General features: G+C 53.4%; 14 protein-coding genes. 1 reads left to right on the plus strand and 13 read right to left on the minus strand.

Features of this window, described 5'->3' with window-relative positions:
• Positions 1 to 54: 54 nt before the first annotated feature.
• The 9 genes from ACJY2G_RS03880 to evgA all read right to left on the minus strand — a co-directional run bounded on the left by ACJY2G_RS03880 (position 55) and on the right by evgA (position 11206).
• Complete coding sequence (locus ACJY2G_RS03880; RefSeq protein ID WP_430319515.1) at positions 55 to 2613, minus strand: fimbria/pilus outer membrane usher protein; 2559 nt, start codon at positions 2611 to 2613, stop codon at positions 55 to 57.
• Positions 2614 to 2704: 91 nt separating this feature from the next.
• Positions 2705 to 3460 (minus strand): fimbrial biogenesis chaperone, encoded by a 756-nt coding sequence (locus tag ACJY2G_RS03885; RefSeq protein WP_430319514.1) that lies wholly within the window; start codon positions 3458 to 3460, stop codon positions 2705 to 2707.
• Positions 3457 to 4203, minus strand: a complete 747-nt coding sequence (locus ACJY2G_RS03890) for a fimbrial biogenesis chaperone (protein WP_113877679.1) — start codon at positions 4201 to 4203, stop codon at positions 3457 to 3459. The genes ACJY2G_RS03885 and ACJY2G_RS03890 overlap by 4 nt, the downstream gene beginning before the upstream one ends.
• Positions 4204 to 4213: 10 nt before the next feature.
• Complete coding sequence (locus tag ACJY2G_RS03895) at positions 4214 to 4780, minus strand: fimbrial protein (protein ID WP_120509480.1); 567 nt, start codon at positions 4778 to 4780, stop codon at positions 4214 to 4216.
• Between the two features lie 21 nt (positions 4781 to 4801).
• Positions 4802 to 5344: a fimbrial protein gene (locus ACJY2G_RS03900; protein WP_113877681.1), complete on the minus strand. Its 543-nt coding sequence runs from the start codon at positions 5342 to 5344 to the stop codon at positions 4802 to 4804.
• Positions 5328 to 5996, minus strand: coding sequence for a fimbrial biogenesis chaperone (locus ACJY2G_RS03905; RefSeq protein WP_259274989.1), 669 nt, complete (start codon positions 5994 to 5996; stop codon positions 5328 to 5330). Before ACJY2G_RS03905 ends, ACJY2G_RS03900 begins: the two co-directional genes overlap by 17 nt.
• 165 nt (positions 5997 to 6161) lie before the next feature.
• Entirely contained in the window at positions 6162 to 6674 is a 513-nt protein-coding gene (locus ACJY2G_RS03910; protein WP_113877683.1) for a fimbrial protein, read from the minus strand.
• 283 nt (positions 6675 to 6957) lie between these two features.
• On the minus strand, positions 6958 to 10569 hold the full coding sequence (locus tag ACJY2G_RS03915; RefSeq protein ID WP_430319513.1) for a response regulator: 3612 nt from the start codon (positions 10567 to 10569) through the stop codon (positions 6958 to 6960).
• A gap of 4 nt (positions 10570 to 10573) precedes the next feature.
• Positions 10574 to 11206: an acid-sensing system DNA-binding response regulator EvgA gene (evgA, locus tag ACJY2G_RS03920; protein ID WP_113877684.1), complete on the minus strand. Its 633-nt coding sequence runs from the start codon at positions 11204 to 11206 to the stop codon at positions 10574 to 10576.
• A 460-nt stretch (positions 11207 to 11666) separates the two neighbouring features.
• Between evgA and ACJY2G_RS03925 the strand changes: the two genes are divergently transcribed.
• Entirely contained in the window at positions 11667 to 12575 is a 909-nt protein-coding gene (locus ACJY2G_RS03925) for an HlyD family efflux transporter periplasmic adaptor subunit (protein ID WP_159281632.1), read from the plus strand.
• On the opposite strand, the gene ACJY2G_RS03930 is transcribed toward ACJY2G_RS03925, so the two are convergent.
• From ACJY2G_RS03930 to ACJY2G_RS03945, 4 genes are all read right to left on the minus strand, one after another.
• A complete protein-coding gene (locus tag ACJY2G_RS03930) occupies positions 12569 to 13540 on the minus strand; it encodes a fimbrial protein (protein ID WP_430319512.1) in 972 nt (323 codons plus the stop codon). The two genes, ACJY2G_RS03925 and ACJY2G_RS03930, sit on opposite strands and share 7 nt — an antisense overlap.
• Positions 13540 to 14250, minus strand: a complete 711-nt coding sequence (locus tag ACJY2G_RS03935; RefSeq protein ID WP_238485447.1) for a fimbrial biogenesis chaperone — start codon at positions 14248 to 14250, stop codon at positions 13540 to 13542. Before ACJY2G_RS03935 ends, ACJY2G_RS03930 begins: the two co-directional genes overlap by 1 nt.
• 79 nt (positions 14251 to 14329) lie before the next feature.
• On the minus strand, positions 14330 to 16732 hold the full coding sequence (locus ACJY2G_RS03940) for a fimbria/pilus outer membrane usher protein (RefSeq protein WP_430319511.1): 2403 nt from the start codon (positions 16730 to 16732) through the stop codon (positions 14330 to 14332).
• 192 nt (positions 16733 to 16924) lie between these two features.
• Positions 16925 to 17506, minus strand: a complete 582-nt coding sequence (locus ACJY2G_RS03945; protein ID WP_113877688.1) for a fimbrial protein — start codon at positions 17504 to 17506, stop codon at positions 16925 to 16927.
• Positions 17507 to 17590: the final 84 nt, after the last annotated feature.

Below are 17590 nucleotides of genomic sequence, written 5' to 3' on the forward strand. Positions count from 1 at the left end.
ACTGCTCCTTAAATTGGTGTGCATTAAGTCCGCGCAACGGTGCGCGGCCGTTTATCAGCGGCATTCGCCGTTCAGCTGAATAACCGGCATTTGTGCCGTCGGTTTCAGCCCCTTCAGGTCATAACTGACGCGGCACTGTTTATCGTTGCCTTTGCCCCACGACACCGCCAGCTGGCCTTTTTCCGGCAGGCCGGTCAGATACACCTGGCCGTTATCGCCGACGATGCCGGTGATTTCCTCACGACCTGCGTTTTCCAGCAGTGATGCGGTGGCACCAAACGGCACCACGCCTGCTCCGCCAGCCCGCGTCAGGGACATCAGCACCTGATAACCGATACGCGTGGCAAAGTCAGTTTTCACCACCGCGCCGTTGGTCGGGTACACCACTTTCTGGTTTTGCGGCAAATCGACGTTGTCCGGTAACGTGCTCGGATCGAGACCGACGTTGTTGCGGCTGTAATCCGACAGATACGGCACCACGGCGAACCCGCGCGAATCGGTTTTGCCACCGCCATTAGACAGGCTGACGCCTTCCGCACCCGGCGCGCTGACCAGCGCCACCGAACTGCCCAACGGACGTGACAGCGTCACACCTTGCGCATGGGCCACCGCGCCGCCACTCATGTTGACGTTCATCGAGCGCATGTCGTTTGAGTAACCGTAACCCGCAGAAACGTTGCCCTTGCTGCCCTGATATCCTAGATTCAGGTTGCTGTTACTGGCCTGATCCTGATTGCCCCAGCCCTGCATCACGCTGTACGACAACGCGCCGTTCTGGTTGCTGCCGGAAATCCCCGCCTGATTCTGCGTGCGTCCGTGGTTGTCATGAGATATCTGGCTGGTGGCGTAGGTGTTTTGCAACGCAGACGAATAGCTGAAGATGCTGAACGGCACGCTCATGTTGAAGGAAACCTGACGGTTTTCCGGCCAGTCGCCGTTTCCTTTCATGCGATCCACGGTGTAATACACGCCGTAGCTGACGCCGTGATAACTGCCGTTGTAACCGGATGACAGGCTGGTCAGCGTTTTGGTCGACCCCCAGTAATCATCACGGTTGCCGCGCAGGCTCACAGAGCCATAATCCCCTAGTTGCTGTGTTACCTGCGTCTGGAAACTGCTGCGCCGGCGGCTCATCGTCCACGGCGACACAGCATCCTTCTGCGCATAACCCATGCTGTTGTATTCTGCGAAACTGTAATAATTTCGGGTGGAATAACGCAGCGCGGTCAGGTCAAACGAAGTGCCGGTGGTGAGCATGCTTTTGGAGTAACGCACCCGCCATGAACCGCCCGCCTGACGATCTTCTTCTTCCAGCTTCGTGCTGGAGAAAGTGCCGTCCACAGACATTGCGCCAAGATCGCCCAGCGAAATACCTGAACCCATGCTCAGCGCACTGTAGTTTTGCGAGCCCAGCAGACCGCCGTACAGCGTCAGGTTTTTTGGTAAGCCATAAATCAGCGTCGCCAGCACGAATTCTGATTCGCGTGAGCCCTGCGTCGTACCGCCGTCATAACGTCCGGCGGTCACTTCATATTTCATGGCGCCCGGTCGCAGCATCACCGGCAGGGAGGAATACGGCACCACGAAGCTGTGCACGCTGCCATCGGCTTCGGTCACTGCCACGTCCAGGTCACCGGAGGATCCCGCCTGATACAGATCCTTAATTTCAAACGGGCCCGGTGCGACGTAGGTTTCATATACCACGTAGCCGTTCTGACGCACGGTCACGCGGGCGTTACTGCTGGCTACGCCGGTGATCAGCGGCGCAAAACCGCGCAGACGCGAAGGCATCATCTGTTCGGACGAATTCAGCTGCACGCCGCGGAACGGCACGCCGTCCAGCACGTCACTGCCGGTATTGGATTCGCCCATGGTCACGCGAGAACGCCAGTCACGGATATCGCGCGACAAATAGGTATTGGAAAAATGCGTACTGTCGTTATTACTGCTGCTACCACTAGTATCAGTGTGGCTGTGCGTCAGCGTACTGCGCAGCCGCCAGGCACCGGCGTTTGCGCCGGTCTGCACGTTGGCAAACAGGTTGTTATTCACGCGGGTATCGCTGTTGAGCGTCTGCTCATTGCGACCGGCACTGACGTTGTAGTTAAACAACATCGCCGGAATGCCGTCGTCCCACTGTGACGGATCCGTCTGGCTGTCACTGCCCGGCTGCATCGCCACCTGCGGGATACTGACGTCCAGCCGCAGGCGGGATAAATCGAATTTCACCGTAGATTGCGGAACCAGCGCTGTCAGATCATCCACCGGTTTGTCTTTCGCTAAGCCTTTAAATGCAGGCAGCTGATCCACATTCACGCCCAGCGCGCCAAGCAACTCCGGCGACAGTTCAGGCGCAATATTGCCGTGGGCGTTTTTGCCGAACACCAGTTCGCGGGAGACCGCTTCACGCTGGTTGACGAAGATAGTGACCGGATACTTCCCTTCCGCCACGCCGCCAGCCAGGGAAAACGCGGAGAGATCGACATCCGATGCGCCGCTTCCCAGCGAGAGCAATTCAGGATCGAAGTAATCCGCTGCCCACGCGTTCTGGCAGCTCATTAATACAAACAGCGCAAGCGTTTTGCGCGGGAAGGCGCGGGTGCTGGCTGCCATTCCGTTAGTCCTTAAACAGGATGTCAATTTCTTACTCAAGGTCGTTCCCTGCTATGTAATATATGATTAGCGGTTCCGGATTTCCCCGGTCTTACAATGGCTTACGCTGGACGGACGTCACCCGGCTGTCTTCGCCGATCACCTGCCACTCCACCTCGCCCCGCGTCCCTTCAGGGACGGGATAGCGCTGCTGCCCTTTCGGCGGTACCAGCTTGCGCAGATCGGCTGCCGGTAAGGTTTTTCCACCCACTTTCAGCTGGCTGAAGTTGAGGTAAAACGGCGTCGGGTTATCCACCACCAGCGCATCCCCTTGCAGGCTGAAACGCAGCTGTTCAGACGCCTTAGTGACGCCGCCTGGCGGTAAACCTTCCGGTCGGTAGAACAACTTCATGTTGTTGACCACCGCGACCACCAGCTGGCCGCCGGTCTGGTTGTCTTTATCCGGCACCGACGGGATGCCTTTTACCGACAGGTAAAACACTGATTCCCTGTCCTGCGGCAGCGTCATGTCGGTAAGACGGATGCGCAGCTGGAGCTGTTCACCCGGATCAACACGTTTTAACGGCGGCGTCACCAGCAGCGGAATGGCCGTGGCGGGCGCTTTATCGTCTTGTTCTGTCGCCGGTAAACCGGTGGCCAAATCCAGCGGCCGCACCCATGACTGCATCAGATACGCACGGTGGGTGTTATTGGTCATTGACCAGGTGATGCCTTTGGTTTCCGATGCCGGATACACAAGGCGGAACTGATTGATCGACAGGCCGGAAGGCTGTTCCGGCGCGGCAACACACGGCAATGCCAATGCCAGCGCGGCAATCAGCAGCGGCACTTTCAGCGAAAACGTCATGATTTCCCTCCGTTCTGCACAGCGGCTGAAAATAGCGGGCTGTTGCCGCCGTAATCATTAATCACCGTCCACTGCGCCTGCTTAACCTGACCACTCACCGGATAACTGGCCTGCGAGAATGGCGGGATCATCGGCACAACGTCTCGCACCGCCACGTCGTGGCCATCAAACGCCAGACGTGAAAACGTCAGGAAGTAAGGCGTCGGATTTCTTACCTCGATGCTGCCGTCCTGAAGATGAAACGTCAGACGCCCCTGCGCTTCCTCCGCCGTCATCGGCAGCCCTGCAGGGCGGTAAAACAGCTTGATGGTGTTCTGAATACCCACCGAAATCCGCGCCGCCAGCGAGGCGTCTTCCGCTTCTTTCGGTTCCGTCATCGCCGGTACGGCGATCGCGGTGAAATAAAACACCGACTCACGGTCAGCAGGCAGCGCCGCATCGTCCTTACGCAAAATGCGCAGGGTGTTTTTGCTATTTTCTTCCAGTCGGAACAGCGGCGGCGTGGTCAGAAAAGGCGCAACTTCACGGCCTTGCGGTGACCCGACGACCGCCGACTGCACCAGATAAGGCCGGGAACCGTGGTTTTGCACGGTCAGCGTCTGGGCGCTGTCGGTTGACTGAAAAATCACCCGCGTACGGCTGAGGCTGATCCCCCCATCAGCGGCAAAAGCGCCCTGAATCAGCGTCACAATGCCCATTAAAATGAGTGCGGCACGGCGTACTAAAAGAGAAATAAACTGCACAGAAAACCCCTTACTGATAGGCGAAATCAAAGGTGACACTGGCGTTCAGCGTGCCGCCTTTGGTAGCGGCATCGCTGCATTTGGTGCCACAGGACAGCGCTGCTTTCAGCGGAATGCTGACGTTGCCGCCGTCAAAATTGGTGGCGTTCAGCGGCACCGGCAGCAACGTGGTGTTGTTCACCACATCACCCGTCGCGTTCACGATGCGTACGCCGTAATTCACCACCTGTGAGGACGCCGGTTGCAGGAACAGAAAATCGCCGGAACTTGTGTTGCCGGTTCCCGACACTTTCACCACAGGTTTTTGCACCGCACCGACAAAACCGGCGCATTGCGACAGGGTCACCGTCAGCGGTAACGGATTGGCCAGGCTGTCGCCGCTGCGGATACCGGAAGACTGCACCGCGCCGAAATCCAGCACCGGCGGCGCGGAAACCTGGCAGGTCGGCGCCTGGAATGTGGCCGTAAACTGCACCTCTGTTGCCGCCGCCGCGTGACCCGCCATCGCCAGCAGGCACAGGCAAAGCGAAGCCCTCAGGGCAACGTGGTGTCCTGATAAAGAAATGTGATTTTTCATGGTGTCTGTCTGTTGAAAGCGTTAAGGGAAAATAAAGGCGAAGGTGATTTTTGCGCTGACCGCACCCGCCGTCAGCAGCGGATCACCGGCGCTGCGCACCAGTCCCACCGAAAAAGGTTGCACAGATGTGCCGTCATCCTGAGTGATCGCCACCGAATCGCCGGGCGCAACCGTACCGGCCGCGTTATAAAAATCACTGAGGTTATTCAGCGTGCCTTTTTTCAGCATAAAACCAACGTACTTCGCTGTTGAACTGGCCGAGCGAAACAGCTGTGTGTCGCTGAGCTGAGCGGATTCCCCGGACACAGTCAGCGACGGCGTTTTGCCCTGCATTCCTTCGCAGTTCACGCTGACCGCCAGTGGCAGAATGGCGGCGGTACCGGTCGCAAATTGCGTAACATCTTTTGTGTCGAATTTGAGCGTCGGCGTGTCGATCGCCACCTGACAATTGCCATCCATTACCGTGGCTTTAATGTCAGTGGTGGCAGCCAGTGCCTGACCGGCAGAAACGCCGGATAAAATCAGCAAAAGTGCTGATGAAACCTGTTTAATTAACCGTGCCACGGAACGTCTCCACACCGCCAAAATCGTTAATCGCTGCCCACTCGGCTTTGCCCTGCCCGGCTGTCACCGGATAATTATTTGATGCGAAGGGCGCAATCATGCTGGTGCCTTTAATCACATCGAGCGGGATCTTTTTGCCGTCAATCGTCAGTTTGTTGAGCGAGATAAAATACGGCGTCGGATTCGACACCTTCACGCTCTGGCCTGCTCTGGAAAACTGCAATTTGCCCATCGCTTCTTTTTGCGTCATCGGCAGGTTATCCGGACGATGGAACAGCTTCAGGGTATTACCGGTCGCCACCTGCAAGGTGCCACCGACTTTATTGTCATTATTTTCCTGACCTGTTTTACCGGTCGGGATCGCCAGAATATTTAAATAAAAGACCGACTCCCGGTCACCCGGCAGAGAATTGGATTTTTTCAGGATCCGGATTTTATTAGCGGAATCAGGCTCGATGCGAAATAACGCCGGGGTTGGCATGAACACGCTGTTCGATGATTTCGCTGAGAGACTTTCTGAAATACCGACATTAATAAGATAAGGTTGATTATGAGATCGGTTATTAATGTCAATACTCTGACTGCTGTCAGATGCCGTAAAAATAATGCGGGAGGCACCCACCGCAATACTTGCGATTGCTGGCGGGGTCAATAATATCCCCAGGCTTAAAATAACGCCTAACTTGTGAATAAACTTCATAATGTTCTCTGCCAGTTAAATGAAAAAGAGAGGTTTCATAGAACCTCTCTTTTCCGGACGCTTATTGCCGTACTGCTCGCGCCTTACGACGGGTCCCGTACTTCAGGTTCTTTACGCTTAGTTGCTCACGTAAGAGATTTTGATCGGCGCGTGGTAAGCACCCGGCTCAACGTTAGTCTTATCCAGCACGGCCATACCGGTGTTGAAGGTATAAGTCAGTGCGCCAGTCGTATCAGCAACAACCGGGATGCTGGTGTTGTTGGTCACTTGAGTGGTGCCGTCTTCACGGGTCATCATGAAACCTGCGGACTGAGCAACGTCGCTCAGGAACACAGTTTCGTTACCGGTCGCAACGATACCGCTGACCTGTAAAGCACCCGCTTCGTCTTTGCTACAGTTTTTCAAAGACACCAGCAGTGGTTCTTCACCAATCTGTTTTTTCGCTGCGTCGAAAGCGATTTTAGAGAAAGAACCGACGTTCAGAGTAGAAGCACCGTTATTTGCAGTCACTTCACAAGTGGTGTCTACAATAGACCCTTGCAACTGGACATCAGCCTGAGTTGCAGCCTGAACCTGACCTGCCAAACCTAACATCAGAGCGACAGGCGCAAGGGCGATAATTTTTTTCATTACAAGATCCTTCATTAAATATGCGTCATTATGACAATGGGAATAATTCATTTCAGCCTGCCTTGGCTGAGGAGAAGATAATACTTTTCCTAAAGAGCATTAAATATCAGAGGGAGATTATTTTAATGAAGGTCTCGGCCTACACGCGTAGGCAACGAATAACGTCTGAAGTAAAATGGAGGATTACAGGGAATATGAACATCCGCTTAAATAAATATTTATCACACCGGCGGATAAAAATAAAGCCATTCCGGAGAATGGCTTAGCGGGATAAAACACAATATTAATGTCGGGTGGATTTTGAATACGTTTCGATGGCGGCGCTGAATGCCATGATTTGCTGTTTAAGCTGCGCAGTACCTTCTTCTATTGCAGCTTCTATTTGTAAACCCTGTTGCCCGGTAGCCAGCACGTCTTCTAACTTTTCCGCCAGCAAATGCAACTTTGTCGCGCCCAGCAGCTGCATCGTGCCGTTGATCCGGTGCAGATGGTGTCGCAGTACATCCCGGTCCTGGCGTTCCAGCGCCTGTAACGCGGCGGCCATATCTTTATCGTTTTCGATGCGCGACTGTTCCAGCATCTGACACATCAGCTTTTTGTCACCGAGACTGTGCGCCTCAAGCGTCGGCATATCGACGAATTCTTCCAGCGGGCGGGTATCTGCGAACATATGCACGCCGCTTAACGCCGCTTTCAACTGTTGCAGGTCTATAGGTTTAAACAGGCAAAGATTCATGCCCGCCGCCAGACAACGTTCTTTCTCATCGGTCTGCGCATTAGCGGTTAAACCCCAGATAATGATCTGCTGATTGGTTTCCCGCACCTTTTGCGTGAGCGTAATGCCGTCCATGTTCGGCATATTCAGATCAGTGATCAGCAAATCGTAATCCTGCCTTTGGATCAGATTCAGCGCCTGCAAACCGTCTTCGGCTTCATCCACATGATAACCGAGCATATCCAGCTGACGGCGCAACAACAGACGATTCGTCGGGTTATCCTCGGAAATCACAATCCTTAATGCAGCAGGAAGCACTGCTTCCTGTTCAGCCAGCAACAAAACGCCTGGCGCATGGTCAGAAGTACGCGTCACCAGCGTGACCGTCATGGTCGTGCCCGCATCCGGCTGGCTGACAAGGCTGATTTGCCCGGACATTCTCTCGACCATTTCGCGGCAAATCACCAGCCCGAGCCCGGATCCAACGCTGCGTTTACCGACGGCGGTCTGGCTGAACGGCTTAAATAATTGCTGCTGTTCCTGCTCGCTTATCCCGGCGCCGGTATCGCGCACGCTCATTGACAGGTAAACCCGCTCCTCGCCCAGCGCCTGCGTATGTGCCATCACTTCAATCCCGCCCTGCGTGGTGAATTTGACGGCATTACTGACCAGATTAGACAGTACCTGTTTGAAAGCCTGCGGATCCAGCCATAGCGTTTTCCCTTCTTCCAGGCGACAATCGACGGTCAGCCGGAGATGTTTCTGACGCGCCAGCCCTTCGAAATTCGCCACCGTCGCGTGGACGAGCCCCCCCAGATCTACCCATTCAGGTACCAGCGTAAAGTTGCCGGATTCGATTTTTTCCATGTCCAGCACATCACCGATAAGCCCTATCAGCGTCTGCGCCGTACTGTAGGCCAGTTCAATCGCCTCGCGGGCTTCTTCCGGGCTTTGCTTGCGGGTGGTCAGCAGCTCAAGAAATCCCATGATCGAACTGACAGGCGTGCGGATCTCATGACTCATATCCGCCAGGAACCGGCTTTTCGCCTGACTGGCGTCAATGGCTTTGTCTTTTTCGACCTGCAACGCTTTCATCAGTTGCCGGGATTCCGTGATGTCCTGCCAGCCGCAAATCAGCGTCGCTGGCATGTTTTCCGGCATCTGGCACGAGGTCAGCCAGTGCAGGATCAGCCGGTCTTCCTGACCGTTATTGAGCACCAGCTGATGAGTGATGACGGTGTCCGGCACCAGCCCTTGCTGAATGTCCTGCTGCACATCAGGGAAAATATCCGCCAGAGGGCTGCGCCGGTCGTACAGCGAATGGCGCATATTTTCACGCAATTGTGGCGTGAAAAACTCGCCGAAAGCGCTGTTATAACTTTCTAACTCACCTTCCGGCGTAATGACATACACCGGCACCGGAATGGCGTTGGATAAAGTCTGGCGCAAAATCAGTTGATAGCTCAGCGCGGCCTGCGACGCTTTGCCACGGCTGATGGCGCGCAGCAAATAGACTCCCCACAACAGGCTGCTGATCACCAGTAACGCCGCCAGCCCGACCACCAGATAAAATGGGCGGTTGTACAGATTCCAGGTGCCGATTTTGACGTCCGGCGCTTTCACCCATTTGCCTGCCACATTGAGAATTTCTTTCGGCGGAATATCATCCAGCGCCTTGTTCAAAATACTCTGCAACTCCAGTGAACCGCGCGGGATAGCAAAGGCAATCTGCGCCGAAGGCTCGTCGGGGATGCGGGTATAGGTCATCTTTTCCGGATAATAATGGTCGATGATAAACCGGGAGGCGAGCTGGGTGGAGACAACGGCATCCACTTCCCCGAGCATCAGTTTACTCAGCGCCGTGCTGGTGTTCTCGGCAATCACCCAGGTCACGCCGGGGTATTTCTTTTTCAGCTTTTCACTCAGCGGATGGTAAGCGGGTATTGCCACTTTATCGCCGGGCATCAGAATATCCGGCTGATCCGTCGTGGCACGCGTCACCAGCACAAAAGGCGTGGCGATAAACGGGTGGGTGAATAACATATCTTCTTCGCGCTCGACGCTGTAAGTGGCGGTCGGCACCAGATCCCAGCCACCTTTGCGCATGATATTGACCATGTCGCTGTTGGAATTGGCGATGACCGGCTTGAACGTTAACCCGGTCTGGAGTTGGATCAGATTGAGAATATCGCCGAGCAGCCCCCGGATTTCCTGATTGTCGTCCATCATGCTGAGCGGCGCGTAATACGGGTTGATCAGCACATTCAGCACCGGATGTTTGGCAATCCAGCGTTCTTCGCGGGGCGTGAATTTCATCGCTTTATTCAGAAACGAGACGTTGCCGGTATCCACCCACGACTGCGCAACCTGTTTATGCGTCTGTTCGCTCAGGGAACTGATAAAGGTGTCGAGAATGCCGCGCAGTTGCGACTGATTATCCAGAACAATAAAGTGATTGCCGGTTTGCGGCTCACGCCAGAATTTCACCATTTGCAGCGACTGATAAAAATCGCGGGCCAGAATAAAACTCGACGTCAGGTTATTCCCAAAGAAGTAGTCATTTTGTTTATTGGCGACGGAAGCCAGCGCCAGATAGTTATCGTCATACGCGGTGATTTGAGCCTTCGGGAACGCAATTCTGATAAATTGTTCGGAAGGATATCCGCGCCGGATAGCCACCCGCACTTCGTCCTTATCATCGGACAGCGGGTTCATCACATCGGCCTGTCGGGTGACTAACGTCGGAAACGCACGAACCAGCGGGAGCGAGGCAACTAACGGCGCGGTCAGGTCAACGTTGCCGGAGGGTGAAGTCAGAATGGTGTCGATATTGCCGTCTTTCAGCGCGGCCAGCGCCTGCGCTTCGTCGTTATAATGTTTAATGACGACACTGACCTGCAAAGAATTTTCCAGCAACCGCAGGTAATCCGCGTTCATTCCCCGGTAACGGCCGGTGGAGGAATTCAGGCTCAGCGGCGGGATTTCTGTGCCATAAACGCCCATGTTCAGCGTACGCTTGGCAGCAAGCCATAATAAATCGTAATGGTTTAACGGAAGTGCCGGGGTAAAAACGTCATAATCGCTGGCCAGCGTCAGGGTTGCAGGTTCGGGCGTTGCCGCCTGTGCCGGATATATCACCGACAACCAGACAAACCACAACGTTATTACCCTGATTATCATGCTTTTACCCAATTTTATTGCGCTGCGCAAAAGAGAAAAGATCCATCAGCGATTTACAGTTTAGCTTTTCCATTAAGCGGCTTTTATAGGTACTGACTGTTTTATTACTGATAAACATTTCTGAGGCGATTTTCATATTATCCGCACCACCGAGAATATAGCGCATCACTTTGATTTCCTGACTGGAAAGCGATTGCAACATTTCCTGCTCGGAGGACAAGCTGCCCATAAAAGCATGTAATGATAACGGGAAGTAACTGTAACCATTCAGTGAAGCATTAACGGCGGCAATAATATTGGTCATGCCCTCTTTCTTACTGATAAAAGCATTCGCCCCGGCATCGGCACTACGCTTGCCATAAAACAGATCGTTCTTGGCAGAAACCACAATAATAATACGGCTAAAGGCTTGTTTCCTGAGTTTCTCCACTACTTCAATACCACTCATTACCGGAATATCCACATCCACGATCACCAGATCCGGATAGTGTTCTTCCACCAGCAGCAGCGCCTGCGCGCCATCTCCGGCTTCTGCGACCACGGTAATGCCTTCGCTTTCCAGCAAATTTTTAATCGCCATACGCGCCAGCGGATGATCGTCCACAATGACAGCGTTTAATTTATTCGTTTTACTCATGCTATAGCATTCTTCTTTGCCGGAAACGGAGTTCATATTAAGTCTACAGCCTCCCTAATACCATTGCCATTGGCGTTAAGAAAAATAGTACTAATCAATTCTAAAAATTCCCCAAGGACTTCACGTGTAGGATATCACCTGCAAAATTTTCCGACGTGTCCGCTGTATTTATCAGACGACTGAGATTATTCTTATTCGATATTTTAAACACGGATCATATTTACACGCCCCTGCTGACTGACATGACCTCACGGCTTGTTAAGTGCTCGGAACGCGTGAGGATTTCTATTTCCTACGGAAAGGCGAATTAAGATTTTTCATGAAACTACGGCACGATGCAAAAACACATCGCATTTCGCTGCCCCTTCAGACAAGAAATAAAACACGATTACTTATCAGGATATTTATTTTTATCTCGTGCTTTATTTTCACCACCGGGGGGCATTTTAATTTTTCTGCTATGCCCAGCACCCGCGATGCATATATCACCGGCAATGAAATAACGCTTGCCGCACAAATCAGTGGCCGGGTGGCGCAGGTTTTCGCGCCCGTCACCGGCCGGGTGCAAAAAGGGGATTTACTGGTACGTTTGGACGACACTGAAGCCCGGCACCTTTATATGCAGGCTGAGAATAAACTGTCAGAATCAGTCAAAAAAACGCAGGTCCGTTATGCCACCGATGAAAAGAATAATACCCGCATCCTGAAAGCCCAGATGACGTACCAGCAGGCGCTGAGCAGGTATCATCGCCGGATCCAGTCAAAAGGCGCGGTGACAATTTCAAAACAGGATTTGCAACAGACCCTCAGAGCCGTCAGCAGCAGCCAGAGAGCGCTGGATGAAGCAATTGCTGCCTACCGTAAGGATCAGCAATTACTTGACGCTTCTGATGCGGCTCAGCAACAGATGGTTTCGCAGGCCACCGAAGAATTTCAGCAAGCCAGTCTGGCACTGATGCGTACCGAAGTGCGCAGTCCGGTGACCGGTTATGTCGCCCGGCACAATGTGCATGCGGGCGTGGGCGTCAGCGCCGGACAAATGCTGATGACCATCGTGCCCGACGATCAGATGTGGGTGACCGCCAGTTTTAAAGCGACGCAACTTTCTGACCTGCTTATCGGCAAGAAGGCGTCCATCTTGACTGAGTTTAATGGCAGAAAAGTCGTATTAGACGGCCAGATTGAAGGGATCAATCTGGACACAGATACCGCGCTGGCCGCACTGTCAGCCAAAAACGGCGCGACGAACTGGATTTATGATGTGCAGCGAATTCCGGTGCGTATCTCAATTAATCCCCTGCAACTGAGCCAGTATCCATTGCATCCAGGCTTATCCTCACAGGTGACGTTGCTGGAAAGCCGTCAGTAATAGTTAATTTTTACGATCACCGACGCATCAAACTGCCCGAGCGACAGCTCTCTTCCGGGAATGGCGCTCACTCTTGCCGTAAAGTTTTTGGTCACTTCATTCACATTATTCAGCTGAGCAAAGTCATCGTAGCGGTTGAACGCAATAGCCTGTTGCTGCTCGTTAAATAACATCAGTTTCGCACCGTTAGCGAGATCAATCGCCGTGTTATCAAGCAGCGGACTGGCGGTTGAAAATTCCGCCTGTAGCGAGAAGTTATCCAGACAGCCTTGCTTCACAGCCCGGATAGCAAACGGCAGCGAGACGCCCGCCGAGCGGGAAAGCGTTGTGCTCTGAATTTCGCCAAAATTTAAAATCTGCGATTCCGGATACACTTTCAGATCTGAACCGCAGGCCAGAAAACGCACCCCTTGTAAACCTGACAGATTGTATTTGAGGTTTTTTGCCCCCGGCGTGTTGTTGACACTGCCGCTGCCGTCGAGCTGAAATACCGTGAACTGATCCGCGCCCAGATAATATCCGGCGGAAGGCGGAGTGCCGGTAACCTTGATATACAGACGGAATGTGACGTCCAGCGTCACACTTCCACCCCGCTGAATCGGTGGGCTGTTGGTACTTGCGCGCTGCTGATCCTGCTCCAGCTCCTGCCCGTTATAACTGACGCCCAGCCTCAACCCTTCACCAATCGACTGTGATTTGGGATTAAAATAGAAATGCACCACGTCAATGCTACTGCCCAGCACGTTGTCACAATACGCGGTCACGGTGATGTCGTTGGATTCCCAGACTTTGGTGCCCGGTGGCACATTCGCCGGAATAGCGAGTTGCCCGACCGGGATCGGCAGTTTGTCGACAATTCCGGTACCCTTCTCCACGCAGTCCAGCGCCAGCGCGCTGCGGGAAAATAACAGCATGATAAAAAGGACTGTCATTCGTCCGCTTAAAAACCGAATCAGTTCAACCATCACAACCTCTTCGCCTGAGGATTTTTTGGCACAAGCTGACAATGCGCGGTCTGGCAGGAATATTCGTTCACCTGCAAACCTCCGTAATCATCCATATAACCGAGGCTGTACTGATGACTCACATACCGGCTGCCGGTGAGATTTTCAGAGGTAAACGGTGCCAGCATTACGCTATCAAAACCCGCAAAATTGCCTTTATTATCTTTACCCAGATAGCCGACGGTGATGTAAAACGGCGTGGGATTGGTCAGTTTTAGTCCGTCACTGAGACCGAAAACTTCAAGCTGCTCCTGCCAGTTTTCCTTTAGCTGATCTTGTAATGCCACAGGGCGGTAAAACAGCTTCACACGGCTCTGGATCGCCACCTGGATGACGTTTGACATGTCACTCTTTGGAGGCACTTCGCGCACGTTAAAGTAAAACAGCGATTCACGGTCTTTCGGCAGAGTGGCGGCTTGCGGCAATTGCAGGATGCGGATCTGACTTTTCTGTCCGGCTTCGATGCGCTGCATCGGCGGCAAGGCCACCAGCGGCGAAGTGATCTTTTCGCCCTGCGTGTCTTCCAGCCAGACCTGCGCCAGATAGGGCAGTTGTTTGCTCTGGTTTTCCAGCAACACGCTGACGGATTTATCGCTGCCGTTAAAAATGACGCGCGTCCGGTCAAGATTGATGGCGGCATAAACCGGATACGCCGCGCCAGCCATCAGCATGAGTGCGCAGTATGAAATGAGTTTGTGCATCAGGACTTCCTTTCCTCGTAAAATTTGTATGATTGGTTTTCAGTTTTCATTAGCTGCACGGTAGCAAAATTTGTCCGGCGCGGGCGCCGGGGTCTGACGGCACCTGAATCTGACATTGCTGCCCTTCGCCCCAGTGCACGGTCAGAGATTTTTCGCCGGACACTCCGGCCAGATACGCCAGTCCGCCGTCGCCGACAAGTCCCGCTTCAAAACCTGAGCTGTTGTCGGTGACGGCCGCACCGAGCGGCGGATGACTGCCGTCTTTCAGACGGATCACCGCCATCAGACGTTCGCCTTTGATCGCGCGCATTTTGCGAAAACCAATCGCCCCTTCGGTCAGCGTTTTACTGACCACCGAGCCGTAAACTTCTATGTCGTCCGGCAAATTATTCACATCCACGCGAATATCAGAGGTCTGGTAGCTCGACACACCGTTGACCACCGCGATCCCGTAATCGTTGGTGACTGATGCGCCGTCGCTGACCGGGATCCCCTTTACGCCCGTTGATAACATCATGCGCGGCTCGTTGCCCGCGCTGCTCTGATGCAGCGCCGCACCCGCCGCGGTGGCGGTCATCGAGCCGTACCAGTTAGCATTCACCGAGCGGTAATCGTTATTTTTCACGCTGCCGTTAGCCCCGAACTGCCCGTAAGGTGACATGTGCTGGTAGTTCGTGCGGAACACACCCTGGCCTTTTTGCAGATCCGGACTGCTTCCCCCCACGCCCACGCGCCAGCTGTTATTTGGATCCTGACTATTGTAATAGGACGCCGTTTGCGAGAAACCGTTTTGCGAGTCCTGCTGCGCGTCGTAACTGATTTGCTGCCCGGAAGACAGCGGCAGACTCAGCGACAAAAACATCTGGTTTTCATCGGTTCTGCGGTAATTCAGTTTGCTGGCGAAGAACGTCGCGGAAATGCCGGTAAAGCGCCCGATGTCGAAAATCTTGCTCACCGACGCGCTGTAGTTGTTACTGGCACTCTCGTTCCAGTAGATTTTGTGCGTCGCTGACAGATACAAGGTGATGGCCGGCCACGGCAGATACTGGTTAGCGGTAACGGTGTAGGTTTGTTTATCGTCGCGCGAATAACCGTCGCCGTTCATCTTGTCGAGATACTGGCTGAACGACATGAAGGTTTTTTCCGAGAAACGGTATCCGGCAAAGGTTATCTGGCTACCGGTGGAGTCGAAACGTTTGGAATAGTTGGCGCGGTAACTCAGGCCGGTTTGCTCACCCGCCACCGGCACGGTCGCCGAAGATCGTGTGACATCAAAAGACACCGCGCCGAGCTTTTGCAGATTTTGTCCGACACCGACCGCCTGCGCCTGATAGTTGCCGGTTGTGGCAATCAGGCCGCCATATACCGAGAAATCATTCAGCACGCCCCACGACATTTCGCCACTGTAAAAACCGGGCTGCAAAACGTGATGACTGCTGCCGGTGGTCGGTTTACCCATCGCCGTTTTGAAGCGCACCTGGCCTTTGCGGGTCAGAAACGGAATAGTCGCGGTGGTCACCTGATAGGTCGTGACGCTGCCGTTTTCTTCCTCTATTTTCACGTCCAGCGCGCCCTGAACCGCTTCGGTTAAATCCTGAACCACGAACGGCCCCGGCGACACATTGGTCTGATAAATCACTCGACCGTTCTGGCTGATGCTCACTTTCGCGTTGGTTTTGGCGATGCCGGTGACCTGTGGCGCATAACCGCGTAATGAAGGCGGTAACATGCGCTGGTCACTGTTCAGTGAAGCGCCAAGAAAGCGGAAAGAATCGAAAATGTCAGAACTCAGATAAGTTTGTCCGCCCGTCAGTCGTGCCCCCATCGACGGTAAAGCGCGATACAAATAGCTCTGCGTCCAGGTGAATTGATCGCTGGCCGGTGTGCCGGAGGTACGCGACGATGAATACTGATAATCCGCACGGGCACGCCACGGCCCGAGGTTAAAACCGGTGGTGCCGTAGCTGCTGAAACTGGTGGTACTGTCGCCAGAATGCGGCATGTATTTGCTGCCGAGCAGGTTGTAATCGAGCAACGCGCCGTTCACGCCGTTATCCCACTGTGAAGGCGGCACCCAGTTCTGGTCGTGAAAAACCAGCCACGCCTGCGGAATGCTAATGTTCAGCGTTTGTTTTTCCTGGTCATAGCGGGCGGTGACTTCTGATTGCCGGTCTAAAGAGGTACATTCGCCGTGATGCCAGAGCGTCAGCTTTTGGCGGGCATCCTTCGTCAGATCGAATTTATCCACCAGCGCGGGCGGCAGACAAAGGCGGCTGTTTTTATTATCTTCTGAGGCATAATACTTTATCAGGCTTTGATCGCCGAGCGTGCGGCCATTGAGTACCACATCCAGCAGGTATTCGCCGGGTGCGATATAATCAGCCACCTGAAAACGCGATAAATCGACATTATTACGGTCGGCGGAATCAATAAAGTTAACGTTAAATTCCACTGCGAAAATTCTGACTGAAATACAACATCCTGATAAAAATAAAACAACGCCGGTAACTGCCCGTTTCCCTGTGAAAATCCTTTCCATCGCAACTGCCATAATAAAATCACTTGTTTATGGTAATAAATCGAAAACCCCGGTACTGGCAAAGATAAAAAGGGGGAAATACTCCCCCCAAGTGATAGCGGACGTTTATTTATAATTCAGGGCGTAAGTTGCCTGAGAAACAAGAGTACCTGTGGCAACAGGCTGAGTATTGGCTTCCACACGCGCAGCAAAGACCAGATTATTATTACCCGTCACCAGATCAATATCTTTAGAGGTATCACCGACTTTCAGCAAATCGCCGTTAGCGTCAATCAGGCGGATGCCCGCACCCTTGGCACTGCCGGTATTCGCCAGCAGTTCAGTTGCACTGCTGTCAGGTGTGCCGGTAAATGACACCGCGACTTTAGAAACCGCAGGATAAGCCACAGTACCCACGGTTTGGGCCGCCAGGTCGCAGTCTTGCAGGTGAATCGTGTAGTTCACGTTTTGCGAATATTTGCTGCCACTTTCGAGCACTTTATTCGCTACCTGTCCCATATTCACATTAATGTCTTCATCCCCTGCCGCGACAGAGCAAGGTGCATTAATCACGGTTCCGGTGAAATGAATACGTCCGGAACCATTATCGGCACCCGCCGGTGGCGTCGGATCATCAGCTGCGAAAGCAGAAGCTGAAATAAGGGCAGATAAAGCAATAACCAGCGTTTTATTTTTAGTGTTAAACATTGTAAGTCCTTGAGATATTGATGGCGTCGTTATTAAGCGATATTTTCGCCCTGACTCTGAGAGCAACCCTTGCTCCCGCCAGAT

Source organism: Rahnella sp. ATs2, from assembly GCF_051851855.1.
Classification (GTDB): Bacteria; Pseudomonadota; Gammaproteobacteria; order Enterobacterales; family Enterobacteriaceae; genus Rahnella; species Rahnella variigena.

What these genes read in the sequence shown, in the direction of transcription:
- ACJY2G_RS03880 (WP_430319515.1), bottom strand. Translation starts at nt 2,613, where the DNA reads ATGGCAGCCAGCACCCGCGCCTTCCCGCGCAAAACGCTTGCGCTGTTT.
- ACJY2G_RS03885 (WP_430319514.1), bottom strand. Translation starts at nt 3,460, where the DNA reads ATGACGTTTTCGCTGAAAGTGCCGCTGCTGATTGCCGCGCTGGCATTG.
- ACJY2G_RS03895 (WP_120509480.1), bottom strand. Translation starts at nt 4,780, where the DNA reads ATGAAAAATCACATTTCTTTATCAGGACACCACGTTGCCCTGAGGGCT.
- ACJY2G_RS03910 (WP_113877683.1), bottom strand. Translation starts at nt 6,674, where the DNA reads ATGAAAAAAATTATCGCCCTTGCGCCTGTCGCTCTGATGTTAGGTTTG.
- ACJY2G_RS03915 (WP_430319513.1), bottom strand. Translation starts at nt 10,569, where the DNA reads ATGATAATCAGGGTAATAACGTTGTGGTTTGTCTGGTTGTCGGTGATA.
- evgA (WP_113877684.1), bottom strand. Translation starts at nt 11,206, where the DNA reads ATGAGTAAAACGAATAAATTAAACGCTGTCATTGTGGACGATCATCCG.
- ACJY2G_RS03925 (WP_159281632.1), top strand. Translation starts at nt 11,667, where the DNA reads ATGCCCAGCACCCGCGATGCATATATCACCGGCAATGAAATAACGCTT.
- ACJY2G_RS03930 (WP_430319512.1), bottom strand. Translation starts at nt 13,540, where the DNA reads ATGGTTGAACTGATTCGGTTTTTAAGCGGACGAATGACAGTCCTTTTT.
- ACJY2G_RS03935 (WP_238485447.1), bottom strand. Translation starts at nt 14,250, where the DNA reads ATGCTGATGGCTGGCGCGGCGTATCCGGTTTATGCCGCCATCAATCTT.
- ACJY2G_RS03945 (WP_113877688.1), bottom strand. Translation starts at nt 17,506, where the DNA reads ATGTTTAACACTAAAAATAAAACGCTGGTTATTGCTTTATCTGCCCTT.